Origin of the sequence: Acinetobacter gyllenbergii CIP 110306 = MTCC 11365, assembly GCF_000413855.1 — a bacterium.
Lineage (GTDB): Bacteria > Pseudomonadota > Gammaproteobacteria > Pseudomonadales > Moraxellaceae > Acinetobacter > Acinetobacter gyllenbergii.
Genome location: NZ_ATGG01000013.1, coordinates 149,968 through 170,624, shown reverse-complemented (window position 1 = coordinate 170,624; position 20,657 = coordinate 149,968). Strand labels below are relative to the sequence as shown.

The 20,657-nt window shown below is 38.4% G+C and carries 27 protein-coding genes; 13 read left to right on the top strand and 14 right to left on the bottom strand.

The window, feature by feature from the left end; genetic code table 11:
* Nucleotides 1–72 precede the first annotated feature (72 nt).
* Genes F957_RS22125 through F957_RS11265 form a run of 3 tightly spaced genes read left to right on the top strand, consistent with a single transcriptional unit; the run spans nucleotide 73 to nucleotide 2,281 of the window.
* Nucleotides 73–330, top strand: a complete 258-nt coding sequence (locus F957_RS22125) for a hypothetical protein (protein WP_081401618.1) — start codon at nucleotides 73–75, stop codon at nucleotides 328–330.
* The gene (locus tag F957_RS11260) at nucleotides 331–618 is read left to right on the top strand and encodes a hypothetical protein (protein WP_016539941.1); all 288 of its coding nucleotides are present in this window, start codon (nucleotides 331–333) and stop codon (nucleotides 616–618) included.
* Between the two features lies 1 nt (nucleotide 619).
* Nucleotides 620–2,281: a PepSY-associated TM helix domain-containing protein gene (locus F957_RS11265; RefSeq protein ID WP_016539940.1), complete on the top strand. Its 1,662-nt coding sequence runs from the start codon at nucleotides 620–622 to the stop codon at nucleotides 2,279–2,281.
* Nucleotides 2,282–2,334: 53 nt separating this feature from the next.
* Here F957_RS11265 and F957_RS11270 read toward each other — a convergent pair whose 3' ends face one another.
* From F957_RS11270 to F957_RS11300, 7 genes are all read right to left on the bottom strand, one after another.
* Nucleotides 2,335–2,853, bottom strand: a complete 519-nt coding sequence (locus F957_RS11270) for a GNAT family N-acetyltransferase (RefSeq protein ID WP_016539939.1) — start codon at nucleotides 2,851–2,853, stop codon at nucleotides 2,335–2,337.
* A 59-nt stretch (nucleotides 2,854–2,912) separates the two neighbouring features.
* Complete coding sequence (locus F957_RS11275; RefSeq protein ID WP_016539938.1) at nucleotides 2,913–3,596, bottom strand: YccT family protein; 684 nt, start codon at nucleotides 3,594–3,596, stop codon at nucleotides 2,913–2,915.
* Nucleotides 3,597–3,819: 223 nt separating this feature from the next.
* On the bottom strand, nucleotides 3,820–4,416 hold the full coding sequence (locus F957_RS11280) for a nitroreductase family protein (RefSeq protein WP_016539937.1): 597 nt from the start codon (nucleotides 4,414–4,416) through the stop codon (nucleotides 3,820–3,822).
* Nucleotides 4,417–4,551: 135 nt separating this feature from the next.
* Nucleotides 4,552–5,367, bottom strand: a complete 816-nt coding sequence (locus F957_RS11285) for a tetratricopeptide repeat protein (protein WP_016539935.1) — start codon at nucleotides 5,365–5,367, stop codon at nucleotides 4,552–4,554.
* Nucleotides 5,368–5,457: 90 nt separating this feature from the next.
* The gene (gene ftsY / locus F957_RS11290) at nucleotides 5,458–6,576 is read right to left on the bottom strand and encodes a signal recognition particle-docking protein FtsY (RefSeq protein ID WP_016539934.1); all 1,119 of its coding nucleotides are present in this window, start codon (nucleotides 6,574–6,576) and stop codon (nucleotides 5,458–5,460) included.
* 118 nt (nucleotides 6,577–6,694) lie between these two features.
* Nucleotides 6,695–7,024 (bottom strand): hypothetical protein, encoded by a 330-nt coding sequence (locus F957_RS11295; RefSeq protein WP_016660317.1) that lies wholly within the window; start codon nucleotides 7,022–7,024, stop codon nucleotides 6,695–6,697.
* A gap of 111 nt (nucleotides 7,025–7,135) precedes the next feature.
* Nucleotides 7,136–7,495: a hypothetical protein gene (locus F957_RS11300; RefSeq protein WP_016539932.1), complete on the bottom strand. Its 360-nt coding sequence runs from the start codon at nucleotides 7,493–7,495 to the stop codon at nucleotides 7,136–7,138.
* 226 nt (nucleotides 7,496–7,721) lie between these two features.
* Here F957_RS11300 and F957_RS11305 point away from each other — a divergent pair, with 226 nt between their 5' ends.
* From F957_RS11305 to F957_RS11315, 3 genes are all read left to right on the top strand, one after another.
* Nucleotides 7,722–7,955 (top strand): SEL1-like repeat protein, encoded by a 234-nt coding sequence (locus F957_RS11305; RefSeq protein WP_004653777.1) that lies wholly within the window; start codon nucleotides 7,722–7,724, stop codon nucleotides 7,953–7,955.
* Between the two features lie 324 nt (nucleotides 7,956–8,279).
* On the top strand, nucleotides 8,280–8,657 hold the full coding sequence (locus tag F957_RS11310) for a DUF2750 domain-containing protein (RefSeq protein WP_016539931.1): 378 nt from the start codon (nucleotides 8,280–8,282) through the stop codon (nucleotides 8,655–8,657).
* A gap of 138 nt (nucleotides 8,658–8,795) precedes the next feature.
* Nucleotides 8,796–9,227, top strand: a complete 432-nt coding sequence (locus tag F957_RS11315) for a CBS domain-containing protein (protein WP_016539930.1) — start codon at nucleotides 8,796–8,798, stop codon at nucleotides 9,225–9,227.
* Nucleotides 9,228–9,288: 61 nt separating this feature from the next.
* Here F957_RS11315 and F957_RS11320 read toward each other — a convergent pair whose 3' ends face one another.
* Entirely contained in the window at nucleotides 9,289–10,503 is a 1,215-nt protein-coding gene (locus F957_RS11320; RefSeq protein ID WP_016539929.1) for an aspartate aminotransferase family protein, read from the bottom strand.
* A 163-nt stretch (nucleotides 10,504–10,666) separates the two neighbouring features.
* On the opposite strand from F957_RS11320, the gene grxD reads away from it, so the two are divergent.
* Entirely contained in the window at nucleotides 10,667–11,008 is a 342-nt protein-coding gene (gene grxD, locus F957_RS11325) for a Grx4 family monothiol glutaredoxin (RefSeq protein ID WP_004639270.1), read from the top strand.
* A gap of 51 nt (nucleotides 11,009–11,059) precedes the next feature.
* On the opposite strand, the gene F957_RS11330 is transcribed toward grxD, so the two are convergent.
* A complete protein-coding gene (locus F957_RS11330; protein ID WP_016539928.1) occupies nucleotides 11,060–11,383 on the bottom strand; it encodes a hypothetical protein in 324 nt (107 codons plus the stop codon).
* Between the two features lie 80 nt (nucleotides 11,384–11,463).
* Between F957_RS11330 and F957_RS11335 the strand changes: the two genes are divergently transcribed.
* Both F957_RS11335 and F957_RS11340 read left to right on the top strand, forming a co-directional pair.
* Nucleotides 11,464–11,892 carry an HD domain-containing protein gene (locus tag F957_RS11335; RefSeq protein WP_016539927.1) on the top strand — a complete coding sequence of 143 codons (429 nt, stop codon included), beginning with the start codon at nucleotides 11,464–11,466 and terminating at the stop codon, nucleotides 11,890–11,892.
* Between the two features lie 55 nt (nucleotides 11,893–11,947).
* Complete coding sequence (locus tag F957_RS11340) at nucleotides 11,948–12,868, top strand: LysR family transcriptional regulator (RefSeq protein ID WP_004653784.1); 921 nt, start codon at nucleotides 11,948–11,950, stop codon at nucleotides 12,866–12,868.
* Between the two features lie 27 nt (nucleotides 12,869–12,895).
* On the opposite strand, the gene map is transcribed toward F957_RS11340, so the two are convergent.
* Nucleotides 12,896–13,690 carry a type I methionyl aminopeptidase gene (map, locus tag F957_RS11345; RefSeq protein WP_016539926.1) on the bottom strand — a complete coding sequence of 265 codons (795 nt, stop codon included), beginning with the start codon at nucleotides 13,688–13,690 and terminating at the stop codon, nucleotides 12,896–12,898.
* Nucleotides 13,691–14,050: 360 nt separating this feature from the next.
* Here map and brnQ point away from each other — a divergent pair, with 360 nt between their 5' ends.
* Together brnQ and F957_RS11355 are read left to right on the top strand one after the other, a co-directional pair.
* Nucleotides 14,051–15,352: a branched-chain amino acid transport system II carrier protein gene (brnQ, locus tag F957_RS11350; protein ID WP_016539924.1), complete on the top strand. Its 1,302-nt coding sequence runs from the start codon at nucleotides 14,051–14,053 to the stop codon at nucleotides 15,350–15,352.
* 407 nt (nucleotides 15,353–15,759) lie between these two features.
* A complete protein-coding gene (locus F957_RS11355; protein ID WP_016539923.1) occupies nucleotides 15,760–16,020 on the top strand; it encodes a hypothetical protein in 261 nt (86 codons plus the stop codon).
* A gap of 12 nt (nucleotides 16,021–16,032) precedes the next feature.
* Here the strand turns inward: F957_RS11355 and F957_RS11360 are convergent, their stop codons facing one another.
* Nucleotides 16,033–16,488 (bottom strand): hypothetical protein, encoded by a 456-nt coding sequence (locus tag F957_RS11360; RefSeq protein ID WP_016539922.1) that lies wholly within the window; start codon nucleotides 16,486–16,488, stop codon nucleotides 16,033–16,035.
* Between the two features lie 135 nt (nucleotides 16,489–16,623).
* Here F957_RS11360 and F957_RS11365 point away from each other — a divergent pair, with 135 nt between their 5' ends.
* Nucleotides 16,624–17,481, top strand: coding sequence for an alpha/beta hydrolase family protein (locus F957_RS11365; RefSeq protein ID WP_016539921.1), 858 nt, complete (start codon nucleotides 16,624–16,626; stop codon nucleotides 17,479–17,481).
* 695 nt (nucleotides 17,482–18,176) lie between these two features.
* Entirely contained in the window at nucleotides 18,177–18,641 is a 465-nt protein-coding gene (locus F957_RS11370) for a MarR family winged helix-turn-helix transcriptional regulator (protein WP_016539920.1), read from the top strand.
* A 70-nt stretch (nucleotides 18,642–18,711) separates the two neighbouring features.
* On the opposite strand, the gene F957_RS11375 is transcribed toward F957_RS11370, so the two are convergent.
* The 3 genes from F957_RS11375 to F957_RS11385 all read right to left on the bottom strand — a co-directional run bounded on the left by F957_RS11375 (nucleotide 18,712) and on the right by F957_RS11385 (nucleotide 20,646).
* Complete coding sequence (locus F957_RS11375; RefSeq protein ID WP_016539919.1) at nucleotides 18,712–19,374, bottom strand: SOS response-associated peptidase family protein; 663 nt, start codon at nucleotides 19,372–19,374, stop codon at nucleotides 18,712–18,714.
* 76 nt (nucleotides 19,375–19,450) lie between these two features.
* Entirely contained in the window at nucleotides 19,451–20,071 is a 621-nt protein-coding gene (locus F957_RS11380) for a 2OG-Fe(II) oxygenase (RefSeq protein WP_016539918.1), read from the bottom strand.
* Between the two features lie 65 nt (nucleotides 20,072–20,136).
* Nucleotides 20,137–20,646, bottom strand: a complete 510-nt coding sequence (locus F957_RS11385) for a hypothetical protein (protein WP_016539917.1) — start codon at nucleotides 20,644–20,646, stop codon at nucleotides 20,137–20,139.
* Nucleotides 20,647–20,657 lie beyond the last annotated feature (11 nt).

Genomic DNA, 20,657 nt, shown 5'->3' with positions numbered 1-20,657 from the left:
TTTGAATATATGCTTTAATTTTTATTGAATTTAAATAATAATTATTATCATTAATGTTAAAAGACTCTCAACATGACTTTAAAATTCTTAGGGATCATGGTTTCACTACTCGCTTGTATGAGTGTTTATCTCAGCCATCCCAATCAAATTTTCCTCAACAAGCAACTGCCTCGACCATTTTTTTATATGGCGTTGGTAAGCTTCATATTCGGGTTAAGCATCTTGATTTATTGTTTACCGCTTTTGGTTGCTATTTTGATCTGGCTTGCAATTGCCACCCTCGTTTGGTCATTTGCACCCTTCATTATGCTCATGAAAAGGTCTGCTTAAATGAACATGCTTAAGCAAAAACTCCAACCAGACTGGTGGACCAAAACATTTGTTGGCGCTGTTCTCGGCCTTAGCTTCTCGATGGCGATGGGAGCAATTATTCTGCTACTCAGTAAATCCAATGCAGACACTTCAATCGCTCCACAATTAGGTATGTGGTCCATCCCATGGATTTGGCTCTGCGTGTTCTTTATTGCTTATTTCATACCTAAAGGTTGGCAAAGTTTTTTAATTTATAGCATTGCCAATATTCTTGCTTATGCCTTGTTATTTTGGATCAGGGGCTAAAATGAAAATTCGCGCAGACATCATTAAAACTGGCAAAAACCTACATACATGGGTGGGCATCAGTGCAGGTATTTTATTATTTATCTGTTTTTTTGCTGGTGGTTTAACCATGTTCCAGCATCACCTCAGCCAATGGGCTACGCCTCCCCAACAAAAATTAGCTGCAATTCAGCCTAATCAATATAATCAACTGGTTGAGCAAGTACAGGCCAAATTCCCTGAAACACAAAAGGCATTCACTTTAAGCTTTAGCTCGCCAGAAGGACATAATGCACCGATCCAATGGGAAGCTGCTCATGCGGAGGCTGAAGATCATCATGGCATTGATATTACCCAAACAAGCATGCTGGCAACTCTGGATCAAAATGGACAACTGATTGCCAAACAAGAAAATGTGTCAAAACTCGGTTGGCTAATTGAACAACTGCATGAAACAGCAGGTATCCCGGGTATGATGGGGCACCATACCGCAGGTGTAATGGTGATGGGCGTTGTAGCAGTTCTATACTTCCTCGCCATTATGTCGGGTTTAATTGTGTTATTACCCACCCTAATCAGCGATTATTTTGCCGTACGCAAAGGTAAAAACAAAAAACGCTTTTGGTTAGATACACATAATGTCATTGGCATTACCAGCTTACCCTTTCATATCATCATTAGTGTAAGTGTAGTGGTTTTTGCTTTTCATGATATTTTTTATGGCGCACTCACACAGCTGGTTTCGAAAGATAAGCCACTATTTGAACGTCCACCAGCGGTTAAAATTATTGAGCCAAACCCGCAACTCGATGTAGAAAAAGTTTTTCTCAACATTCAAAAAGCAGCACCTGATTATCGTATTGATGGTATTCGTTTTAACCAACTGGATAATCCTGAACGTGCATCTGCCTTTGTTGCTTTATATCATCCTGATCGTATGCTTCGTGGTGATACCTTTGACTATATGTCATTCAATCCGTATCAAAGCACACCTTACCCAACCAAAACCCTATCCACTGAAGAAAGTTCAGCCGCGTCTCTGATCCGTTCAATGTTTGCTTTACACTTTGGTAATTATGGGGGTGAGCCAATTCGTTGGATTTATTTGATCTTCGGCTTAGGTGGCGCATATCTATTCTATTCAGGCAATATTCTATGGATTGAAACGCGCTTGCGTAAACAAAAGAATCCGAACTTACCAGTACCGCAACAACGCAAGGACGTGATGTTTATTGCTAACCTGACCATCGGCGCTTGTCTAGGTTGTATGCTGGCGATATTTACCAGTATGTTGATTGGTCGATGGGCTTATGTCATTCCATTGCAATTACAAAGTCATAACCATGTATTTATGTATAGCTACTATTTTGTATTTATTGCGTGTATTACATACAGCTTCATTATTGGCGCAGCAAAAGCTTTAACTCAGTTGTTCTTCGCAATTGCTGTGGTTTTATTGCTCATTCCTGCGACGTCTGTACTTGCCTATTTATTCCCAATTCAAGGGCTTTGGTATTCAACAGGCCGTTTGATTTGGATTGATATCACTGCTTTGGTATTTGCTTTGGTATTTATACGTTTTTATCAACAAGCCAGAGACCGTGCTCAAGCTGCACCAGTTGGTTCAATTTGGTCTACGCAAAAAGTTGGCCACGCGCCATCTCTTACTGAAAACCAAGTATAACCTCCTTTTTTTGAGCCATGATTGTTTCCACCCATCATGGCTCTTTTTATGCCTTAAAGAGATTTTTTCATTTCAATCAGCTGAATAGACACAAGCGGTTGTCCTACATTTGCCTCAAGTGGATATTCACTTTTCCGCCCCGTTATTTGGTAACCACGACGCTGATAATAGGCCAACAGTTCAGTACGGACATCTAAAACATGCATGACTAAATCACGAAGCTTTGGATAGGTTTTACGAATATATAATTCAGCATAATTTAGCATTTCACGACCATAACCTTGATTCTGTATGCTCGGATCAACAGCAAAAGTACCAATCTCTATACAATTATCATTCACGCTTAACCCTATGCAAGCAATGATCTCATCCTTGTCTAACTCACCCACCAATAATTCGAAATTTGGTTGCTGCAATTCTTGTTCTAATTGAAATTTCCGAATGCGCTCACCACGCACAAATCCCTTTTCAGTTGTCCAACTGCGCTCAGATTGCGCTCTATAAGCGATATTGATGAGCTTAACCAATTGCTCCAAATCACCCTGCTTCACTTTTCTAATATTCAAACTCATTCTTATTTATTCCGAATAAAAAAGCCGATGATAACATCGGCTTTTTACTATGATTTAGATTAGTTTGTTTGACCCGCTAACCAAGCCATAAATTTTTGGCGTTCAGCTTTAGATGCTTTCTGCCACAATTCTGCCAATTGTTGATCTGTGGTTTTTGCTGTACCGACTGTTGCTGCCGTTGTTACTGCTACAGGTGCGGTTGCAGCTACTTGTGATGTTGTTCCTGCATAAACAGGTGCAGGTTGATTCACAGCATTATTTTTATTCTTTTGCGTTAAATCCAAAGTACGGCTTAATAAATTACTGCCAGTAAACCATGGCTGTGCTTCATTATTTGCACCTGTTTGCTGTACCACCAATTTTTTATTTTGATCGTATAACGCAACCGTTGGTTGATCCGCATATTTTTTTGCTGCTTCAAAATCTTTAGGGGCATTTACGAGACCTAAAGTATAAGATTGGTTGTCTTGCAGATCAGGCGCTTGAATCGTGACAACGCCTGATTTAATGATGTCATGCTCACCATTCAAATGTTCAAAATATTCTCGATAACGAACATTGACGGTTAAATTACCCGGATCAACTTGATAGTTATTCTTTTTTGATGGAATTAATCCAGTATTTACTTCTTGACCATTTACAGCAAGAATCACAATTTCTTCAGGGGCAGTAATCGTGACTGCAGAAAAAACTGAACTACTTAATAACAAACCGAAAGCAGCAACACCAACTCTTAAAGACATTAGACTCTTCTCGATATAAACAATTTATGAAATCGTAAGCACTATGCTCTGCGATTATGACCATTTTATGACAAAAATTAAAACTGTCTATTGCAACAATTTAGTTTATTTAAGATATATACATCATTTTTGATTATAAGCACCATACTTCTTTTGGCGAATATTCCAATTCACATAAAAAAAGAGCACTCAAAAGTGCTCTTTTATTGATGCTGCTTTTAACTTAATTAAAAGTTTTGAAGCGTGCAGCATCATCCATATATGTTTTCTCACCTGCCGCTGCTTCAATTGAACCGAATACAAGCTGAGCGCGTAATTTCCAGTTTGCAGGAATATCAAAAGTTTCTGCAACTTCTGCATCAATAATTGGGTTGTAGTGCTGTAATGATGCACCTACACCAATTTCTGACAAAGCTGTCCAAGTTGCGAACTGAGCGATTGCACTTGAATGTTCTGACCATACAGGGAAGTTATCAGCATATAATGCAAATTGCTCTTGTAAGCCTTTTACAACATCTTGATCTTCATAAAATAACGCTGTACCAAAACCAGCTGAAAAGCTATCAATTTTTGCACTTGTATTTGCAAACGCTTCTGCTGGTACCATTTTACGTAAAGTCTCACGTACGATTTCCCAAAATTTAACATGAGAATCACCATATAAAGTCACAACACGTGAAGTTTGTGAGTTGAATGATGATGGGCTTTGTTTTACCGCTTCACGGATGGTTTCTTCAACTTTGGTTTGGTCAACACTAAGGTTTTTACCAATCGCATAAATGGTACGGCGTGATTTAATGCTATTTAAGAAGTTGCTCATGTTGTTATTCCTACCTATGTGGCCTTTGGGCCGTTATCTTGGATTGAATGTAGTGTATAACGACGCATTTTTTAGGAATAGTCTAAAAAACATGACAGATCGTTTTATTTTTGAAACAGTTGAAGCGACCTCAAACTAATATGCCTCAGAATCTACTTCACTCGCTTCCTCAGCATCAACAACAGGAATCACCCAGTCTTTTGAAATCATTTTATATTTTTTCTGCGCAGATTGATCGAGTTGTTTTAGTAAATAAGACATTCTTAAATGATGCTGTGCATCCAAATCCCCTTGCTCAGCTGCCTTAAAATACCAGTAATAAGCTTGCTTTACATCCTTTTCGATGCCTTTCCCGTTGTCATACATCACTCCCAGATTGTATTGAGCATTGCCGTTTCCTTCCTTGGCTGCGACCTGATACCACTTAAAAGCTTTTTGATCATCCTTTGGTACGCCTTTGCCATTTTGATACATCCAGGCTAAATTGTTCTGAGCTTTTACATTTCCTTTATTCGCAGCTACGCTATACCATTCAACTGCTTTTGCTTCATCTTGTGCGATACCACGTCCGTTTGCATACATATTCGCTAGATTATATTGAGCATAAGCAACACCTTGGTCAGCCGCTTTCCTATACCATTTAACGGCTTCCAGCTCATTTTTTTCAATCCCACGGCCATTGTCATACATCACTGCCAAGTTATATTGAGCGGATGCTTCTCCTTGATTGGCAGCTTTCTGAAACCATTCAAAAGCTTTCGCATCGTTTTGCTCAACCCCATCGCCGTCTGCATACATCGTACCTAAATTATATTGTGCTTCAACATCACCTTGCTCGGCATCCTCTGTGAGTGCTTTTATTCCTACAGCCTCTGTAAATGCACTGACCGTTGTTATTGCGAATGAGTAGATTAAAATGAGGCGTGCGATAGGTTTTAATAAAAATTTCATCTTAAATGCTCTTTTAAATTATTAATTTTTTAGAAAATAACTTTGTAAAAAAATAAAAGCCGAAAAATCGGCTTTTATGCATCTTAAAAACTACTTATCGGTTTCAAATAATGCAGCAACAAATGATTTTGCTGAGAAAGGACGTAAATCATCAATTTTCTCACCGACACCGATATAACGAATCGGGACATGAGTACGACTTGCAATATTAAATAACACGCCGCCTTTTGCCGTACCATCCAGCTTGGTAATGGTAATCCCTGTTAAGCCAACCGCTTCGTCAAACAGTTGAACTTGGTTAATTGCATTTTGACCAGTACCTGCATCTACAATCAACATAATCTCATGTGGCGCAGTTGCATCAATCTTTTGCATTACACGCTTTACTTTTTTCAACTCTTCCATCAAGTTGGCTTTATTCTGCAAACGTCCCGCAGTATCGGCGATCAAGACATCAATGCCTTTAGCACGCGCACTTTCAAAAGCATCAAAAATAACCGAAGCACTGTCTGCACCATGACCTTGCGCAACCACAGGGATATCATTACGCTCACCCCAAATTTGCAGCTGCTCTGTTGCTGCTGCACGGAAGGTATCACCTGCCGCCAACATCACTTTTTTGCCTTCGCCTTGTAAACGCTTTGCCAATTTACCAATGGTTGTGGTTTTACCAACACCATTTACACCGACCATCAAAATCACATACGGTGATTTATTTGGATCAATATGTAAGGGTTTAACACGCGGTGCAAGCAAAGCCACCAATTCTTCTTGCAATGCTTTATACAATGCGTGTGAATAGATCAAATCACCACGTGCTGTTCGTTCAGTCAAGTTCGCAATAATGGTTTTAGTTGCATCCACACCAATGTCTGCAATCAATAATTGCTCTTCAACCTCTTCCAGCAATTCATCATCAATCTCTTTACCACCAATTAAGATATTAACCATACCATCAGTAAAACTACGACGGGTTTTAGTCAAACCATCTTTCATACGACCAAAGAATCCCGTTGATTTGGTTTCTTCTTCAACGACCGATGCAGGCTGCTCGACAACTGGTGCTGCTACAGGCGTTTCAACTGTTTGCTGTACAGCTGGCTCAATAATGGGAACATCGACAGCAGGTAAACTCGGTAATGTGACATCGTCATCGCCGATATCAGCATTTATCAAGAATTTATTTTGCATATTCGATTGCTGTTGCATGTCGATTCCTTGAGATTAAAGCAGCTTTAAAAAAGATGGTCAGTCTAGCATAAATTGATTTGGTTTTCCCGACCATGGCAAGTCATTCATTTATCAATAGAAATGAGTCGATTAAAACTCATTCATCTTCTTTTGCCATTGCCGGATATTGCTTAATCCGATTTGACTCAAATTGATACGCATTTAACAACTTGAGGTAGTCCACACGGCGAATTGAACTGTGTGTTAACACCTCTTCTGCCAGATGCTGTGTTCTCGGATGACTGGCTTGCTGCGCGTATTGAACTATTTTTTGATATTGCAATGTATTGATTGGACGTTGTAATGCGTTATACGCGAGTATAAAAATAGACAAAATAATAATACCGACCAAAACATTATAAAATTGGTCTAACTTGAATCCTAATTTGGATTGCATCACTTTATGCTTAGAAATTATAGACAACATAACCTACCTCGAATTAGAGGTAGTGTATGTCTCTGATTCGCTTAGGACAAGTGCAACGTTCAATAAGTCACAATTCCACAACTTATTGAACGTAAATCACTTTAACAATGACTAACTAATCAATGTACGGACAAAAGAGAAATACAGAATAAATGCAATGATGACTAAGGTAATAAAAATGGCAAACATCCCTACACCACTTTCAGCATCGGCAGGATGCAAGTCATCGTCATCTGCAATATTTTTTAACTCTCCATCATAGATCCGATAGAACTGATCTTTTTGCTCTGGGCTTAAATGGCTGGCAAAGTCATACACGCGTTTACGCTGTGCCAAGCAGTAATCACCTAAGTGAATTTCTTGATGGAAAATGGCTTCATCAAGCAATTGACGATGATGATGAGCTAAAGCAATAATTTGACTTTCTAATGGTGGAACATCCACAGTTACGCCATCAATGACATTTGACATGTTATTCTCCTTTTCTATTATTCTCACTTTGATTTTACTTAAAATTATTTGTGGTTAATGTTTAATCGTGTAAGCTTTTATTTAAGCAAAGATACTTAATATATTTGACATTTCCATCAATTTGTCATATTACTTTAATAATTCAGAGTTAAAGTAGCTTAAATTCAAAGTAGAGTATCTTTGAATAGAATTTGCGGTAATCATAATTAAAATAAGGAGTTATTATATGATTCAACAATTTACACACCATGAACTAGAGCATGTATATGCAAATGCGGTCAATACAATTCAATCGCAAAAAAACTTCCAAGATGCAGTAAAAGAGCTAGAGGAAGTAGCAAAAGCAGGTCACGGTAAAGCGGCATTATTTTTAGCAGAATTGTATTATCAAGGCTTCCGAGTCGAACGTGATTCCTTGAAAGCCCAGTATTGGCAGAAAATGGCAACCTTACAAGCATAAAGAAACGTCACTTAGGTGGCGTTTTTTAATACCTGTGTAAAACGTATTAACATTATCCTTTCATATTTCTGACTTGCGCTACGTCAAAGCTTCATCGCTTTGTCTTGCTCAGGTGGCGTTTTTTAATACCTGTGTAAAACGTATTAACATTATCCTTTCACATTTCTGACTTGCGCTACGTCAAAGCTTCACCGCTTTGTCTTGCTCAGGTGGCGTTCCAAGTCGCAACAATATTTGCTTACGATTTAGATCAATTGTTTAAACATAACTGCCATCTATATTTCTTATAATAAAACATAAGTTTAAGAATATTAGTTTAATAACATGTACCGTTTCAACCATTTCCAACCAGTCTCGCGTGAGTTGATGTTTAAAATTTCAATTCTTAAAACAATGATGTATTGTGGTGTTCTTTGGGGTCTGTACCATCAAGGTTGGGCCATCAAATCAGATCAAGACGGTCACGTATTCCCTTTCTGGCTCAACGGCGTTCAAGCACATCGCTATGCAAAAGCACACTGGAAAAACTACACGCCACGTAAAATTACGCCGAAAGATTTTCATGAGTCATTGCTTCCGACCTTAACCCGTTTACAGGTTGAACCGGCGTTATTCAACTCTTCTCACCGAAAATTTAAACTTTCAACTCAGCAAATGCAGCACTTTTTCTTTATGCCACACCCGACGGCAGTGGCCGTTTAATCATTCTCATCATCCCAATGATGACTTTTTAGACATTCATGAGAAAAAGTTATCGTTGGAGAGAAATTAGGGCTTTGCAATTAAAAAAAATACCGTTAAGTTAAATGAAAATGACAATACAACACAGGTGGATAAACAATGACAATCGTTGCTCAAGTCATCAAGAATAAAGCAGTACAATCAATTTTCACCATTTCACCGAATGCGACTGTACTTGAAGCAATTAAAATTATGGCAGACAAAGGTGTAGGTGCTTTAGTCGTTGCTGAAGATGAGAAAGTCGTCGGGATTTTCTCTGAACGTGACTATACCCGTAAGATTGCCTTGATGGAGCGCTCTTCAAATAATACCCCTGTTGCGGATATTATGACTTCAAAAGTAATCTCAGTTGGTTTAAACCATACAGTAGAAGAATGCCTTAACCTTATGACTGATCGTCATTTACGTCATTTACCTGTACTTGATCAAGAGAAGCTAGTCGGTTTTATCTCCATTGGTGATTTGGTTAAAGCTGCAATGGATGATCAACGTATTCTGATTGAACAGCTTCAACAATATATCTCTGGCTAAAGGTTTAATCAGACATAAAAAAGGGCAAATTCATTGCCCTTTTTTATTAGGTATTACTTAATTAAGCTTTGAGGAAGTTTTGAATGGCAGGCACAAGACGTTTTAACAATTCATCTGCTTGTGCTTGTGTCATATTTAGCGGCGGCAATAAACGCACCACTGAACCTGCAGTAACATTGATAATCAATTGATATTCATCACGTGCAATCGCCACCAATTCAGCGCAGTCTTTTGGTAATTGAATACCGATCATCATCCCGAAACCACGTACTTTTACACTGTAATCAGCCAATTGTACGCTTAACTGATCAACAATATAAGCGCCCACAGTAGCAGCGTTTTCAACTGCATTTTCCTTTTCTAGTGTATCAAGCACTGTATATACCACACGTGAACCCAACACTGTTCCACCATAAGTAGAACCATGACTACCTGCACCAAGTAAGCCTACTGCTTTACCTTGGGTCATGACTGCACCGATTGGAAAGCCATTCCCCAAACCTTTGGCCGTGGTCATCACATCAGGAACAATATTGGTATGCTGATAGGCAAAGTATTTACCTGTACGGCCATTTCCTGTTTGAATCTCATCCAGCATCATCAGCCAGTTATGCTGATTACATAGCGCACGAACATCTTCCAGATAGCTAAAACCCTGTGGTGCAGTATTGACTCCACCTTCACCTTGAATCGGCTCAATCAAAATCGCAACAATATCTGGGTGGTTGATAGCGGCTTCTTGAATCGCTTCAACATCACCAAAAGGGACGCGAATAAAGCCTTCAACTAAAGGTGCAAAACCTTCCTGAACTTTTTTATTACCTGTTGCAGACAAGGTTGCCAAAGTACGCCCATGAAATGATTGTTCAGCAACTAAAATTTTAGGATTGGCGATGCCTTGTTGAGCACCAAATTTGCGTGCGATTTTGATCGCACCTTCGTTTGATTCTGCACCACTATTGGAAAAGAAAATTTCTTCCATACCTGAAACTTCAGCTAGTTTTTGTGCTGCTGCCGTTTGCCAAGGAATTTCAAATAAATTACTGGTATGCACCAATGTCGCAGCTTGTTCAGCAATTGCCGCTGCAATCACAGGATGTGCATGGCCTAAGCCACATACGGCAATGCCTGTGAGTGCATCTAAATATTCTGTACCATCTGCCGTATATACATACGCCCCTCGTCCTCGTACAAAGCTGATCGCTTGACGGCCATAAGTCGCCATAAGATGTGATGGTTGATCAGGTTGCACAGGAGCAAGAGTGATATTAGTCATAACAAACTCAATCTATCATTAGTTGTGGTGAAAAAAGTTATATAAGCAAAAACTTGCATAGATTGAAAGCCTAAAGTCACATTTATATAAGAAAAATCTTCTGCAATCCTCCGTCACGCTTTTTTTTAGGTATAATGCAGGGAGATTAGTAGAGGATCTATCTATGACGGAACAAGCGCGTGATACAGTAGCGTTAATTCGTGATCAAATTGCGAAACACCCTGTTTTACTTTACATGAAAGGCACTCCACAATTCCCGCAATGTGGTTTTTCTGCTCGAGCAGTAGAAGCACTTAGCCAAATTGGTCGTCCATTTGCCTATGTAAATATTTTGGAAAATCAAGATATTCGTGCAACTTTACCACAAATTGCGAACTGGCCTACTTTCCCACAGTTATGGATCAATGGCGAGTTAATCGGTGGTAGCGATATCATGCTTGAAATGTTCCAAAATGGCGAATTAAAGCCATTAGTTGAACAGTACAGCCCAGCGCCTGAAGCATAAGCTGTAAAGCAAAAAGCCAATCAGATGATTGGCTTTTTTATTGGAAGAATTTTAGTTTGGACTAAAACCAACATAGCGGAACATCCCTTCTACACCCAAATCAGCTTTATAAATCTGTAAATCAGGATAATTTGCTTGGGTCACACTAGCAAAAATATTCATATTGGGGTCTTCATGAATTTCATCGACAGATTGTGGTAAAACATCTTCAAAGCGATCTGCGATAAACTCAAAGCCCAAATCCATTGCCATGAATACCGTATGCTCACACGGTTGAATATATTGCTCCTGATCCCAGTCTAAAACGGCATGTTGGCAAAAAGGACATACAATGTTTTGGGTCGCATCGACAATGTTGATAAGTTGATATGACATATATAATAAAGCGTTAAAAATTTCAGTTAGTTTAAAAGAATATGACGCGCTAATCTATCTTGCATAGGAGGATTTAGCTGATGGCAACACTTGAACAAGCCATTGCATTTGCAGCAAAACAACATGAGGGCCAAGTTGATAAAGCCAATGCACCCTATATTTTACACCCGCTCAGAGTGATGCTGAATGTACCCAGTATCGAACACAAAATCATTGCTGTTTTACATGATGTTTTGGAAGATACCAGTACCCGTATCGAAGACTTACAAATGCTGGGATTTCAAGCGCACATTATCGAGGCCATCCTCGCACTCACCAAACAACACGGTGAATCTCGAATACAGGCCGCGCAACGAACCGTACAAAACCCTTTGGCACGTGTTGTGAAATTGGCAGATATCACTGACAATATGGACTTATCTCGAATTTCATCGCCAACCGCCAAAGATTTTGAGCGATTGAACGAATATAAACAGGTTAGAGATATTTTATTGGCCCAAAATGTTTAATAATTACGTGTGTATGAATTTTACTTGATGACAAGAAGCTGGAGTTTATAGCGTAATGCTAACGGATTTAGATGATTTTTACTGCTTTGCGCTCGTTGTAGAGCACGGTGGCTTTAGTGCCGCAGAACGTGCAACTGACATTCCTAAATCTAAACTCAGCCGCAGAGTTTATAATCTTGAAGAACAACTGGGTGTACGTCTGATTCAACGCAGCTCGCGTCACTTTGCTGTTACAGACATCGGCATGGATGTCTACCGCCATGCGCAAGTGATGATGAATGCCGCGCAAGCTGCACACGATGTGGTCAATCATTTAAGCAGCCAGCCTCGTGGCGTGATTAAAGTAAGTGTGCCTGTTGATATCGCACAAAACCAGATGGCAAAAATCCTACCGGCCTTTTTAAAAAAATATCCTGAAGTTCGGGTTCAGATGATGATCAGCAACCGTCGTGTTGATGTCATTAACGAAGGAATTGATCTTGCTTTACGAGTGCGTTCTAAATTGGATGATGATCCGAACCTTGTATTACGCCAATTTGAAGCGATTGAACAACGTCTTTTTGCCAGTCAAGCTTATTTAAATGAGTTTGGTCATCTTAACAGTCCAGAACAACTGGCCGAACACCGCATTATTAGTATGTCGGAAGAACATCTGGATCAACAGTTCTTACTGACAGGTCCAGATCAACAACAGAAAAAAATTAAAGTGAATCCTGTGATTATGGGATCAAATCTTTTGATGTTGGCTGAGTTAGCAACACAAAACTGTGGCATTGCGTTACTACCAGACAGTATTGCCCAAGATTTTGTGAAATCTGGGCAATTAGTTACGGTACTACCAGAATGGACTGCGCCACATGGTATATTCCATGCTGTTTATCCATCTCGTCGTGGTTTACTTCCTGCAGTACGTGTCTTCATTGATTATTTGGTCGAGCAACTAACCCAATGTTCAACCAGAAAAAAGCGCGATTAACAAATCGCGCTTTTCTTTTTGAGTAGCCTAAACAGCAGGATAATGCCCTGTGCCATTTGGCCATGGCGTTAATAATTCAAAACCGTCATCTGTTACAGCAACCATATGTTCCCATTGAGCGGATAGAGACTTATCTTGTGTCACTACAGTCCAGCCATCATTGAGTTCTTTCACATAACGTTTACCCGCATTCACCATCGGTTCAATGGTAAACACCATGCCTTTTTTCAAGACCATACCTTGACCTTTTTGGCCATAATGCAGGATATTTGGCTGCTCATGGTAAATACGGCCAATCCCATGTCCACAGTATTCACGCACAATGCTATAACCGTCACGATGCGCAACGGACTGAATCGCATGCCCAATATCACCTAATGTCGCACCAGGTTTGACTGCATGAATCCCCGCAAGCATGGCTTCATAGGTTGTTTCCACCAGTTTCTTGGCTTCGGGACTCGGCTCACCCACGAAGTACATACGACTAGTATCGCCAAAATAACCATCTTTAATCACAGCAACATCAATATTTAAAATATCACCGTCCTGCAAAATCTTTTTTGCAGAAGGAATTGCATGACAAACTTCTTCATTGACTGAAATACAGGTGGTCTTGGTAAAACCGTGATAGCCCACATTGGCAGGAATCACCTGCAATGTATTCACAATATAATCGTTGCAGATATCATCTAAATATTCAGTTGAAACACCTGGCTTGATATAGGCGCCAATCATTTCCAGCACTTGTGCCGCTAAACGACCCGAGATTCTTAATTTCTCGATATCTTGTTCAGTTTTAATGGTCACAGTAGAAGCTCTCATTCGAGATTTTCCTTATTCATCAATCAGATTAAAATCACATGCAGAAAAATTAATATGGGGACTGCATAAAGTATTTCAATATTTGTACGCCTTCCCATTGAAATCTTCAATCTATTTAAGACTAAAAGACCATTTTTATTTTTATATTTAAACTCGATTGACCGCATCTGGGGATATTCACGTCCTTCTGTATTTTTCGAGTTTTAGAAAGCTTTTCAACATATTAGCTTTACCATTACTAATTATATGATTTTAATCATTTCTTTTTAGTCAAAAATCAACCAAATTTCACATAAATTAGTTTCAAAAGAACGCATTTTTGTTCTAAAATTCGCACTTTTATTTTATGCCTCCCTCTTTATGAATCAACTTCGTACAGGAGATATCATTGCTTTAGGTTTTATGACCTTCGCGTTATTTATTGGCGCAGGCAATATTATCTTTCCTCCAATCGTTGCTCAGCAGGCTGGTGAACATGTTTGGCTTGCCGCTTTCGGTTTCTTAATTACCGCAGTTGGTTTGCCTGTCATTACGATTATGGCCTTATCTCGTATGAAAGGCTCAATCGAGATCATCAGTTCTCCACTTGGACGTTTCTTTAGCCTGCTGTTAACGATTGTCTGCTATTTATCTGTAGGCCCACTATTTGCGACACCTCGTACCGCAACCGTTTCGTATGAAATTGGTTTTGCTCCCTACTTCGGTACATCAGGCAGCAGCCTGTTTATCTATAGTGTTGTTTATTTTGCTTTTGTGACTGCAGTTTCACTGTATCCAAACAAATTACTCGATACCGTGGGTCATGTACTGGCACCTTTAAAAATTGTTGCACTGGCTATTTTAGGTATTGCAGCATTTGCTATTCCAACTGGCTTAATCTCTGCGCCAGTGAATAACTATATTGCAAGTCCGGTTTCTGAAGGCTTTGTAAGTGGTTATTTGACCATGGACACCTTAGGCGCTTTGGTATTCGGTATTGTGATTATTCAAGCAATTCAATCACGCGGTGTAACGGATGCTAAGTTAATTACCAAATATGCCATTATCGCAAGCTTAATCGCTGGTGTTGGACTCACACTTGTTTATATCAGTTTATTTAAACTTGGCTTAGGTAGTCATGAAGTTGCGCCGAATGCAGCCAATGGTGCAATTATTCTGCATGCTTATGTACAACACGCCTTTGGTGATTACGGATCTTATTTCTTAACGATCTTGATTTTCCTTGCCTGTATGGTGACCGCAATTGGCCTTACCTGTGCATGTGCTGAATATTTTACCGAATTGACAGGTTGGTCTTATAAATTACTTGTTTTTATCCTGACTGGTTTTTCATTATTGATTTCCAATTTAGGTTTAACCAAGCTGATTGCAGTATCAGTTCCGGTACTCAGTGCAATTTATCCCCCTGCGATTGTTGTGATTATGCTGAGCTTTTTCTGGAAGCGTTGGAACAACCCTTCTATCGTGGTTGGCTCTGTGACTGCGGTTGCATTCCTATTCGGCATTATTGAAGCAATTAAAGCAGCTGGCTTTACTGAACAATTACCAACATTCATTCAACATTTACCATTGAACGAACAGAATCTTGCATGGTTACTTCCGTCGCTCATCGTTCTGGTTTTTGCAATTGTAGTTGATCGCGTAACAGCATCTAAAGATTAAAATGATTTGTCGTTAAAATGATGTTTTACCCAAACATGATTTTAGCTATACAGAAAATGTTCTTTTATCCAACGTTCATTTTTTGTTTACGACAAATCTTTCTTTTCTTGGGGCAGTCTATGCCACCCTTTACTTCTTATTGATATCCCATTTAAAAGATACTATTTCCGCAGGATATCTTGATGGCCAATTTTTTCAAAATGTAAAAATAATGAGTAATATTTAACTAAAAAATAGTATAAATTAATATAAAAAATACTTAAAAGTTATATAAATCAATACATTCATAAATTTATTTTCAAAATACCCCCTTTTGCTATTGAAATGCTCAGAAAATAGCAGTACAACTTAAAAAACAATTCAGACAAAAACGCATGGTTTTGTCGTCACAACAAGGAGGGATGGAGATGTTATCAATACATTTCAACAAGCAAGTCTTCATTAACGCTCTGAAGGCGAATGATTCGATCTTATATGCAACAACAACGCTTGCCTTGATGGTCACGTTGTTATTTCAAGGCACGATTAAAGGTAATTTAAAACCCGAATATTTTGCTTATGCATTGGTTGTATCTCTGGCCTTTTGTATGTGGGCGATCGTCGATCGAAAGTTTCGACAGTTAAGTGCAGCGCGCCAAAAAAATTCTTCAGGAAAAATGGATGAGTGATCATCCATTTTTTTAATGCATAAACCGAACAATGGTTCCGACGACTAAAATACCTGTAGCCCCCAACTCAACAATAATTAAACTTAGCATCATCAATGTCATGCACCAAGCTGGTAAAGTCCACTTTCCCACCTGATGCGGCTGTTTAAATTGATTGGTTGTATCTTTTAATAATCCATGCAAGATATATATTAAGATCGACATCGCAAAAAAGAATAAATTTGCTACTACACAAAACAATGCCCAAGCATCAGACAGAACCGTAAAGAAACTCAAAGCGGCTAAAATGAGGCTGGCAGCGGCATAAAGCAAACTACTCCGATGCGCAATATCCACATAATAATGTGCTCTTGCTTGCGCTGTTTGTCTAATTTGATAATATTTCCAAACTCCAGTCAGCATCCCCACCCATAGAAAAATTCCACTAAATACAATCGCAAGTTGTGTTGCAGTATTTAAAACGTACATAGCATCCCCGAAATTAAAATATTCCTTTTGTGTGCGTATATTACATAAAATTTGACTTTTAAGTCATTTTTTAAACGAGTTTCTTTTTAGAACTTGTGTAAAGTAGAACCATGCATATATAAGAGTATCTTTCAAATGAATCGCTATGAATCTTTTTGGATCACATGCAAAGATGATTATCAACTTGCTGCTCAGTTTTATCCTGCGCAAGAACAGAGCAAGTCATATCCGATTCTGATTTGCCCAGCAACAGGGATAACCAAAAATTTCTATCATGCTTTCGCAGATTGGCTTAGCCAGCAAGGATATGATGTTTTAAGCTTTGATTTTAGAGGGATTGGCGAGTCATTACATGGCCCACTGAAAGACTCGACTGCCAGCATTAATGACTGGGGAATCTATGATATCCCAGCAGCTATCGAGACTTTATTAAATCGTACTCAAGCTGAAAAAGTCGTTATTGTTGGACATAGCGCGGGCGGACAGTTACTCGGGATTACATCGAATTATCAGAAAGTTGCTAAAGTGTTAGCCATTGCAGGTTCAACTGGACATGTTAAAGGCTTGAAAGGGAAAACCAAAATCCTTGCGCCTGTGATGTTCAATGTTATTTTTCCTGTTTCTAGCTTCTTTAAAGGCTATGGTGCAACTCAATTCATTGGCATGGGTGAAAATCTACCCAAAAATGTTGCCAAACAATGGGCTGAGTTTTGTAGCAAACCCGGTTATGTCATGAATGCAATTGGCAAAACCATCTTTGAAGATTATCACCAAGAAATTCAATGCCCAATCACATCGTTCTGGGCCAGTGATGATGAAATTGCTACGCAGACAAATGTCAAAGATCTACTACGTTTATACCCAAATGCGCCAACCAAATTGATTGAGCTCAACCCTCAACAACACGGCTATAAGCAAATTGGGCACATGCTGATGTTTAAAAAATCGCATCAAAAACTATGGCCACTGATGGAAAGTGAACTCCACATTTAAATCAAGTGATGACTGCCTTGCTTTGCACTTTACGCATCTAAACCTGTAATCCTGTTTAGATGCGTCTTTTTTTGCCTCAAATCTAGCATCTTCTTCGCATTTTGTTTTCCCTTACACCGCTTCATTGCAGTTATCGCAATACTTCTTAAGCAATTTAAAAATTAATTCTGGTGTCCTACAAACGAGCAATGATTAAATTTCATCGGAAAAATGTGATAAAGAATGTATTTATTCAACTTTTTTTAAAATTTTTATGTGTTATATTTTAACCAAATGATCAATACAAATATTTGTATTCGCTATTTTTTTAAGCTTTATTTATTTTATAAATATATTGATTTCGTATATTTATGACATTTTAGACAGAAATTATTATAAAAATGTCACGTCAAAAATCGTATTTTTTTTCTACAATAGAGTTATTCTACAAATCAGCAGTGATGCAAAGCTGTAGAACAACCTTAAGGGAAAGACGACTGGATAGTACATCATTAATAGCTGATTTATGTGAATTTTATGATGACTTATTCATTCAGAATAAAGATAATTTCACCGTTATCTTTGGACAGATTTGTTAAAAAATGGAATGCTAAAAAAATCAGGAAAGAGATTTTTTTAACAGGAAAGTTAGAGACATTTCATGGAATCTAGGAACTACGAGGCGTAGTTTCTTGTGCAAGTATAGGAAATAAGTGATGCCAAAAAAATATGCGCGTTTTTTACCTACAGCCGATTCATTTAACCTGGAAGACTTCCCTTTTTACTGGATTTCTCAAGTAAATGCTCAATACGTTCAAAATATTGATAACGTACTCAAAAAATATGGTCTAGACAATTCTCGCCGCCGCATTTTAATCGCATTGCATGTCAAACCTCATGCAAGCGTGTCTGAGTTATCAGACATGGTCATCTCTAAAATGTCGACCACAACCAAAATCGTTTATCGTCTTAAAGATGAAGGTTATATCGATACTTATTCATGTAAAGAAGATGGTCGTATCACACGCGTCTACCTGACCGAAAAAGGTCAAGAAATGATCACAAAAATAAATGACCTAACTTCTGTTATCCTAGAACAATCATTTGATGGCTTAACACCATTGCAAATTGAAAAAACCATGGAAATTTTACGCCATATGTTTAAAAATCTTGCGCGCTAAGTAACTGGTTTAAAATAGCAAGGCTTCCTATAGGAAGCCTTTTTTGATCTCATCAACACAAATATTCATTTCAATCAAACATATTCAGTTGTGGTGTTATTTTCTCAATCTTCGGTTTCGGAACATGTGAACACTCAAATTCCTCAACAGGAAAAGCTTGCATGAACTCATAAAGCTCATGTGGCTGCTTCAAGCTTAACCACTCATCTAAACGCTGATGTGGGATAACAACAACTGAACGCTTCACATCACCAGGTTCATGGAAATCTTTCATCATCGGATGGTCTATGGCGTCCATCGTAAGCATCGTTGCCGAACGAATGATCTGATCATTTAACTTACGGATTTCATATAATGCAGCGATATAAAAAGCTTGCCTATCTTTGCGACGTACACCCCAACGTTGAGGTTTATTGTCGATATACTTACTTTCATAAAACTCAGTTACTGGAATCACGCCAAACTTACACTTGCTTGCTGCTTCTACAAAACTAGGTTTCTGAAAAATGGTTTCATGCCGTGCATTATAAGTATGCTTGGAAATATTAGTATCTTCCGACCACTTTGGTACCAAACCAAACAACACTTCCCGCCACTCCAGTCCTTGCTCCGATTTAAATAGCAACGGCGTTTTATAACTTGGGTAAACTTCTCCCCCATATTCAAATGGAATCAAAGGTAAACCAAGCTGTTGAACTTGCTCGACTGTCAATGGTTTATAGTTGGCACACATAGTTCGCTGAGTATTTATCCTTAAAAGCAAAGTTAAAAAAAGGAGGTATCAACCCTCCTCTTTTTAATTGCAAAAATTAGCCAAATAATTTTTTCATTTTTGCGCTTAAACCGTGGATAAAACGATGCTTGGCATTGGCTTTATCACTGGTTAAAAAGTTAATCTGAATCGACTGGCGTTGCCCCTCATAGGGTACATAACCATGCCAACCATTATCAGTCACTTTAAATGCAATTAGAGTACCGGGACCCGCATCAATCTCTTCAACATAGTCATCCATATTCTTTTCATCATTCAAGATGCGTAGACGACCTGTCGGTGCATCCCAAGATTCATTCAAATAAATCAGGATGGTCAGCAGTTTGGTTTTTGAGTCAGAATGAATACGACCATCTTTTTGACGTGAATAACCACGCAAGGTGATCATCATCGGATGCTCCATCACATCCACATCAAATTTTTCAGTTAAAATCTGACGAAATTCTTTGGTGTCTAAAGACTTTAAAAAGCGATCAAAATTAGGCTTAATTTCAACATCTTCAATGTTATAGCTACCACCCTGTTCAATCTTTGGAAAATCCTGAATAACAGCGTTCACTTCGCTATCGACAATCGAATTTTTAACAACGAAGTAAGGATATGGCGAAGTCGAAACTTGCGCTTGTTTTAAAGCATCTAATTTTAAAATTTGTGACATCGTTATGATTCGGCTAAATGATCAAACTATGATAATTATAACAAAAAATTCATCAATAGGATGTTTTATCCTGTTTCTAAGACCTCATTGTCTATACGGCTAATGGCTCTAAGTGCGACACAAAAACGCCAATACATCATTACCTGCATTATAACTGAAATAGAAAACCCAACCCATTTTTGATAAGGTTCAATTAAAGCAGGAATTTGAGTGGCATCAATAAATCGTGCAGTAACAATAAAGGCAAGAATAAAGACGGTAAATAACAGTAAATATACCAAGATAAATCTCACACCAATCGGTAAAAAGAGACAAATTAAACGGTTAAGAAATTGCTTTCCTTGATTGCCACCATTTGCCTTAAAACAGAAATTGACACCAACAATAAGAATTATAATACTCAGCGCCGCATCAATAAGATTTGGAAGCACATCATCAATAGGGGCAAAACGCATAGCAAACATCATGATGAGCATAAATGCACTACTAATCAAATAGTAATTTTTGTAGTTTTGCTCTGTTAAACGGTCATTTTTTAAATCATCAATTAATTTTTTGGTGTTCCAGAAATACATTTTATCCCTCT

Bases quoted from the DNA above. Each gene is read 5' to 3' on its own strand.
- F957_RS11320 (WP_016539929.1), bottom strand. From the start codon at position 10,503: ATGACTAATATCACTCTTGCTCCTGTGCAACCTGATCAACCATCACAT.
- F957_RS11270 (WP_016539939.1), bottom strand. From the start codon at position 2,853: ATGAGTTTGAATATTAGAAAAGTGAAGCAGGGTGATTTGGAGCAATTG.
- F957_RS11385 (WP_016539917.1), bottom strand. From the start codon at position 20,646: ATGTATTTCTGGAACACCAAAAAATTAATTGATGATTTAAAAAATGAC.
- grxD (WP_004639270.1), top strand. From the start codon at position 10,667: ATGACGGAACAAGCGCGTGATACAGTAGCGTTAATTCGTGATCAAATT.
- F957_RS11275 (WP_016539938.1), bottom strand. From the start codon at position 3,596: ATGTCTTTAAGAGTTGGTGTTGCTGCTTTCGGTTTGTTATTAAGTAGT.
- F957_RS11265 (WP_016539940.1), top strand. From the start codon at position 620: ATGAAAATTCGCGCAGACATCATTAAAACTGGCAAAAACCTACATACA.
- F957_RS11280 (WP_016539937.1), bottom strand. From the start codon at position 4,416: ATGAGCAACTTCTTAAATAGCATTAAATCACGCCGTACCATTTATGCG.
- F957_RS11305 (WP_004653777.1), top strand. From the start codon at position 7,722: ATGATTCAACAATTTACACACCATGAACTAGAGCATGTATATGCAAAT.
- F957_RS11375 (WP_016539919.1), bottom strand. From the start codon at position 19,374: ATGTGTGCCAACTATAAACCATTGACAGTCGAGCAAGTTCAACAGCTT.
- F957_RS11340 (WP_004653784.1), top strand. From the start codon at position 11,948: ATGCTAACGGATTTAGATGATTTTTACTGCTTTGCGCTCGTTGTAGAG.
- F957_RS11315 (WP_016539930.1), top strand. From the start codon at position 8,796: ATGACAATCGTTGCTCAAGTCATCAAGAATAAAGCAGTACAATCAATT.
- F957_RS11355 (WP_016539923.1), top strand. From the start codon at position 15,760: ATGTTATCAATACATTTCAACAAGCAAGTCTTCATTAACGCTCTGAAG.
- F957_RS11300 (WP_016539932.1), bottom strand. From the start codon at position 7,495: ATGTCAAATGTCATTGATGGCGTAACTGTGGATGTTCCACCATTAGAA.
- brnQ (WP_016539924.1), top strand. From the start codon at position 14,051: ATGAATCAACTTCGTACAGGAGATATCATTGCTTTAGGTTTTATGACC.
- F957_RS11335 (WP_016539927.1), top strand. From the start codon at position 11,464: ATGGCAACACTTGAACAAGCCATTGCATTTGCAGCAAAACAACATGAG.
- F957_RS11370 (WP_016539920.1), top strand. From the start codon at position 18,177: ATGCCAAAAAAATATGCGCGTTTTTTACCTACAGCCGATTCATTTAAC.
- F957_RS11295 (WP_016660317.1), bottom strand. From the start codon at position 7,024: ATGTTGTCTATAATTTCTAAGCATAAAGTGATGCAATCCAAATTAGGA.
- F957_RS11380 (WP_016539918.1), bottom strand. From the start codon at position 20,071: ATGTCACAAATTTTAAAATTAGATGCTTTAAAACAAGCGCAAGTTTCG.
- map (WP_016539926.1), bottom strand. From the start codon at position 13,690: ATGAGAGCTTCTACTGTGACCATTAAAACTGAACAAGATATCGAGAAA.
- F957_RS11310 (WP_016539931.1), top strand. From the start codon at position 8,280: ATGTACCGTTTCAACCATTTCCAACCAGTCTCGCGTGAGTTGATGTTT.
- F957_RS11365 (WP_016539921.1), top strand. From the start codon at position 16,624: ATGAATCGCTATGAATCTTTTTGGATCACATGCAAAGATGATTATCAA.
- F957_RS11360 (WP_016539922.1), bottom strand. From the start codon at position 16,488: ATGTACGTTTTAAATACTGCAACACAACTTGCGATTGTATTTAGTGGA.
- ftsY (WP_016539934.1), bottom strand. From the start codon at position 6,576: ATGCAACAGCAATCGAATATGCAAAATAAATTCTTGATAAATGCTGAT.
- F957_RS22125 (WP_081401618.1), top strand. From the start codon at position 73: ATGACTTTAAAATTCTTAGGGATCATGGTTTCACTACTCGCTTGTATG.
- F957_RS11330 (WP_016539928.1), bottom strand. From the start codon at position 11,383: ATGTCATATCAACTTATCAACATTGTCGATGCGACCCAAAACATTGTA.
- F957_RS11260 (WP_016539941.1), top strand. From the start codon at position 331: ATGAACATGCTTAAGCAAAAACTCCAACCAGACTGGTGGACCAAAACA.
- F957_RS11285 (WP_016539935.1), bottom strand. From the start codon at position 5,367: ATGAAATTTTTATTAAAACCTATCGCACGCCTCATTTTAATCTACTCA.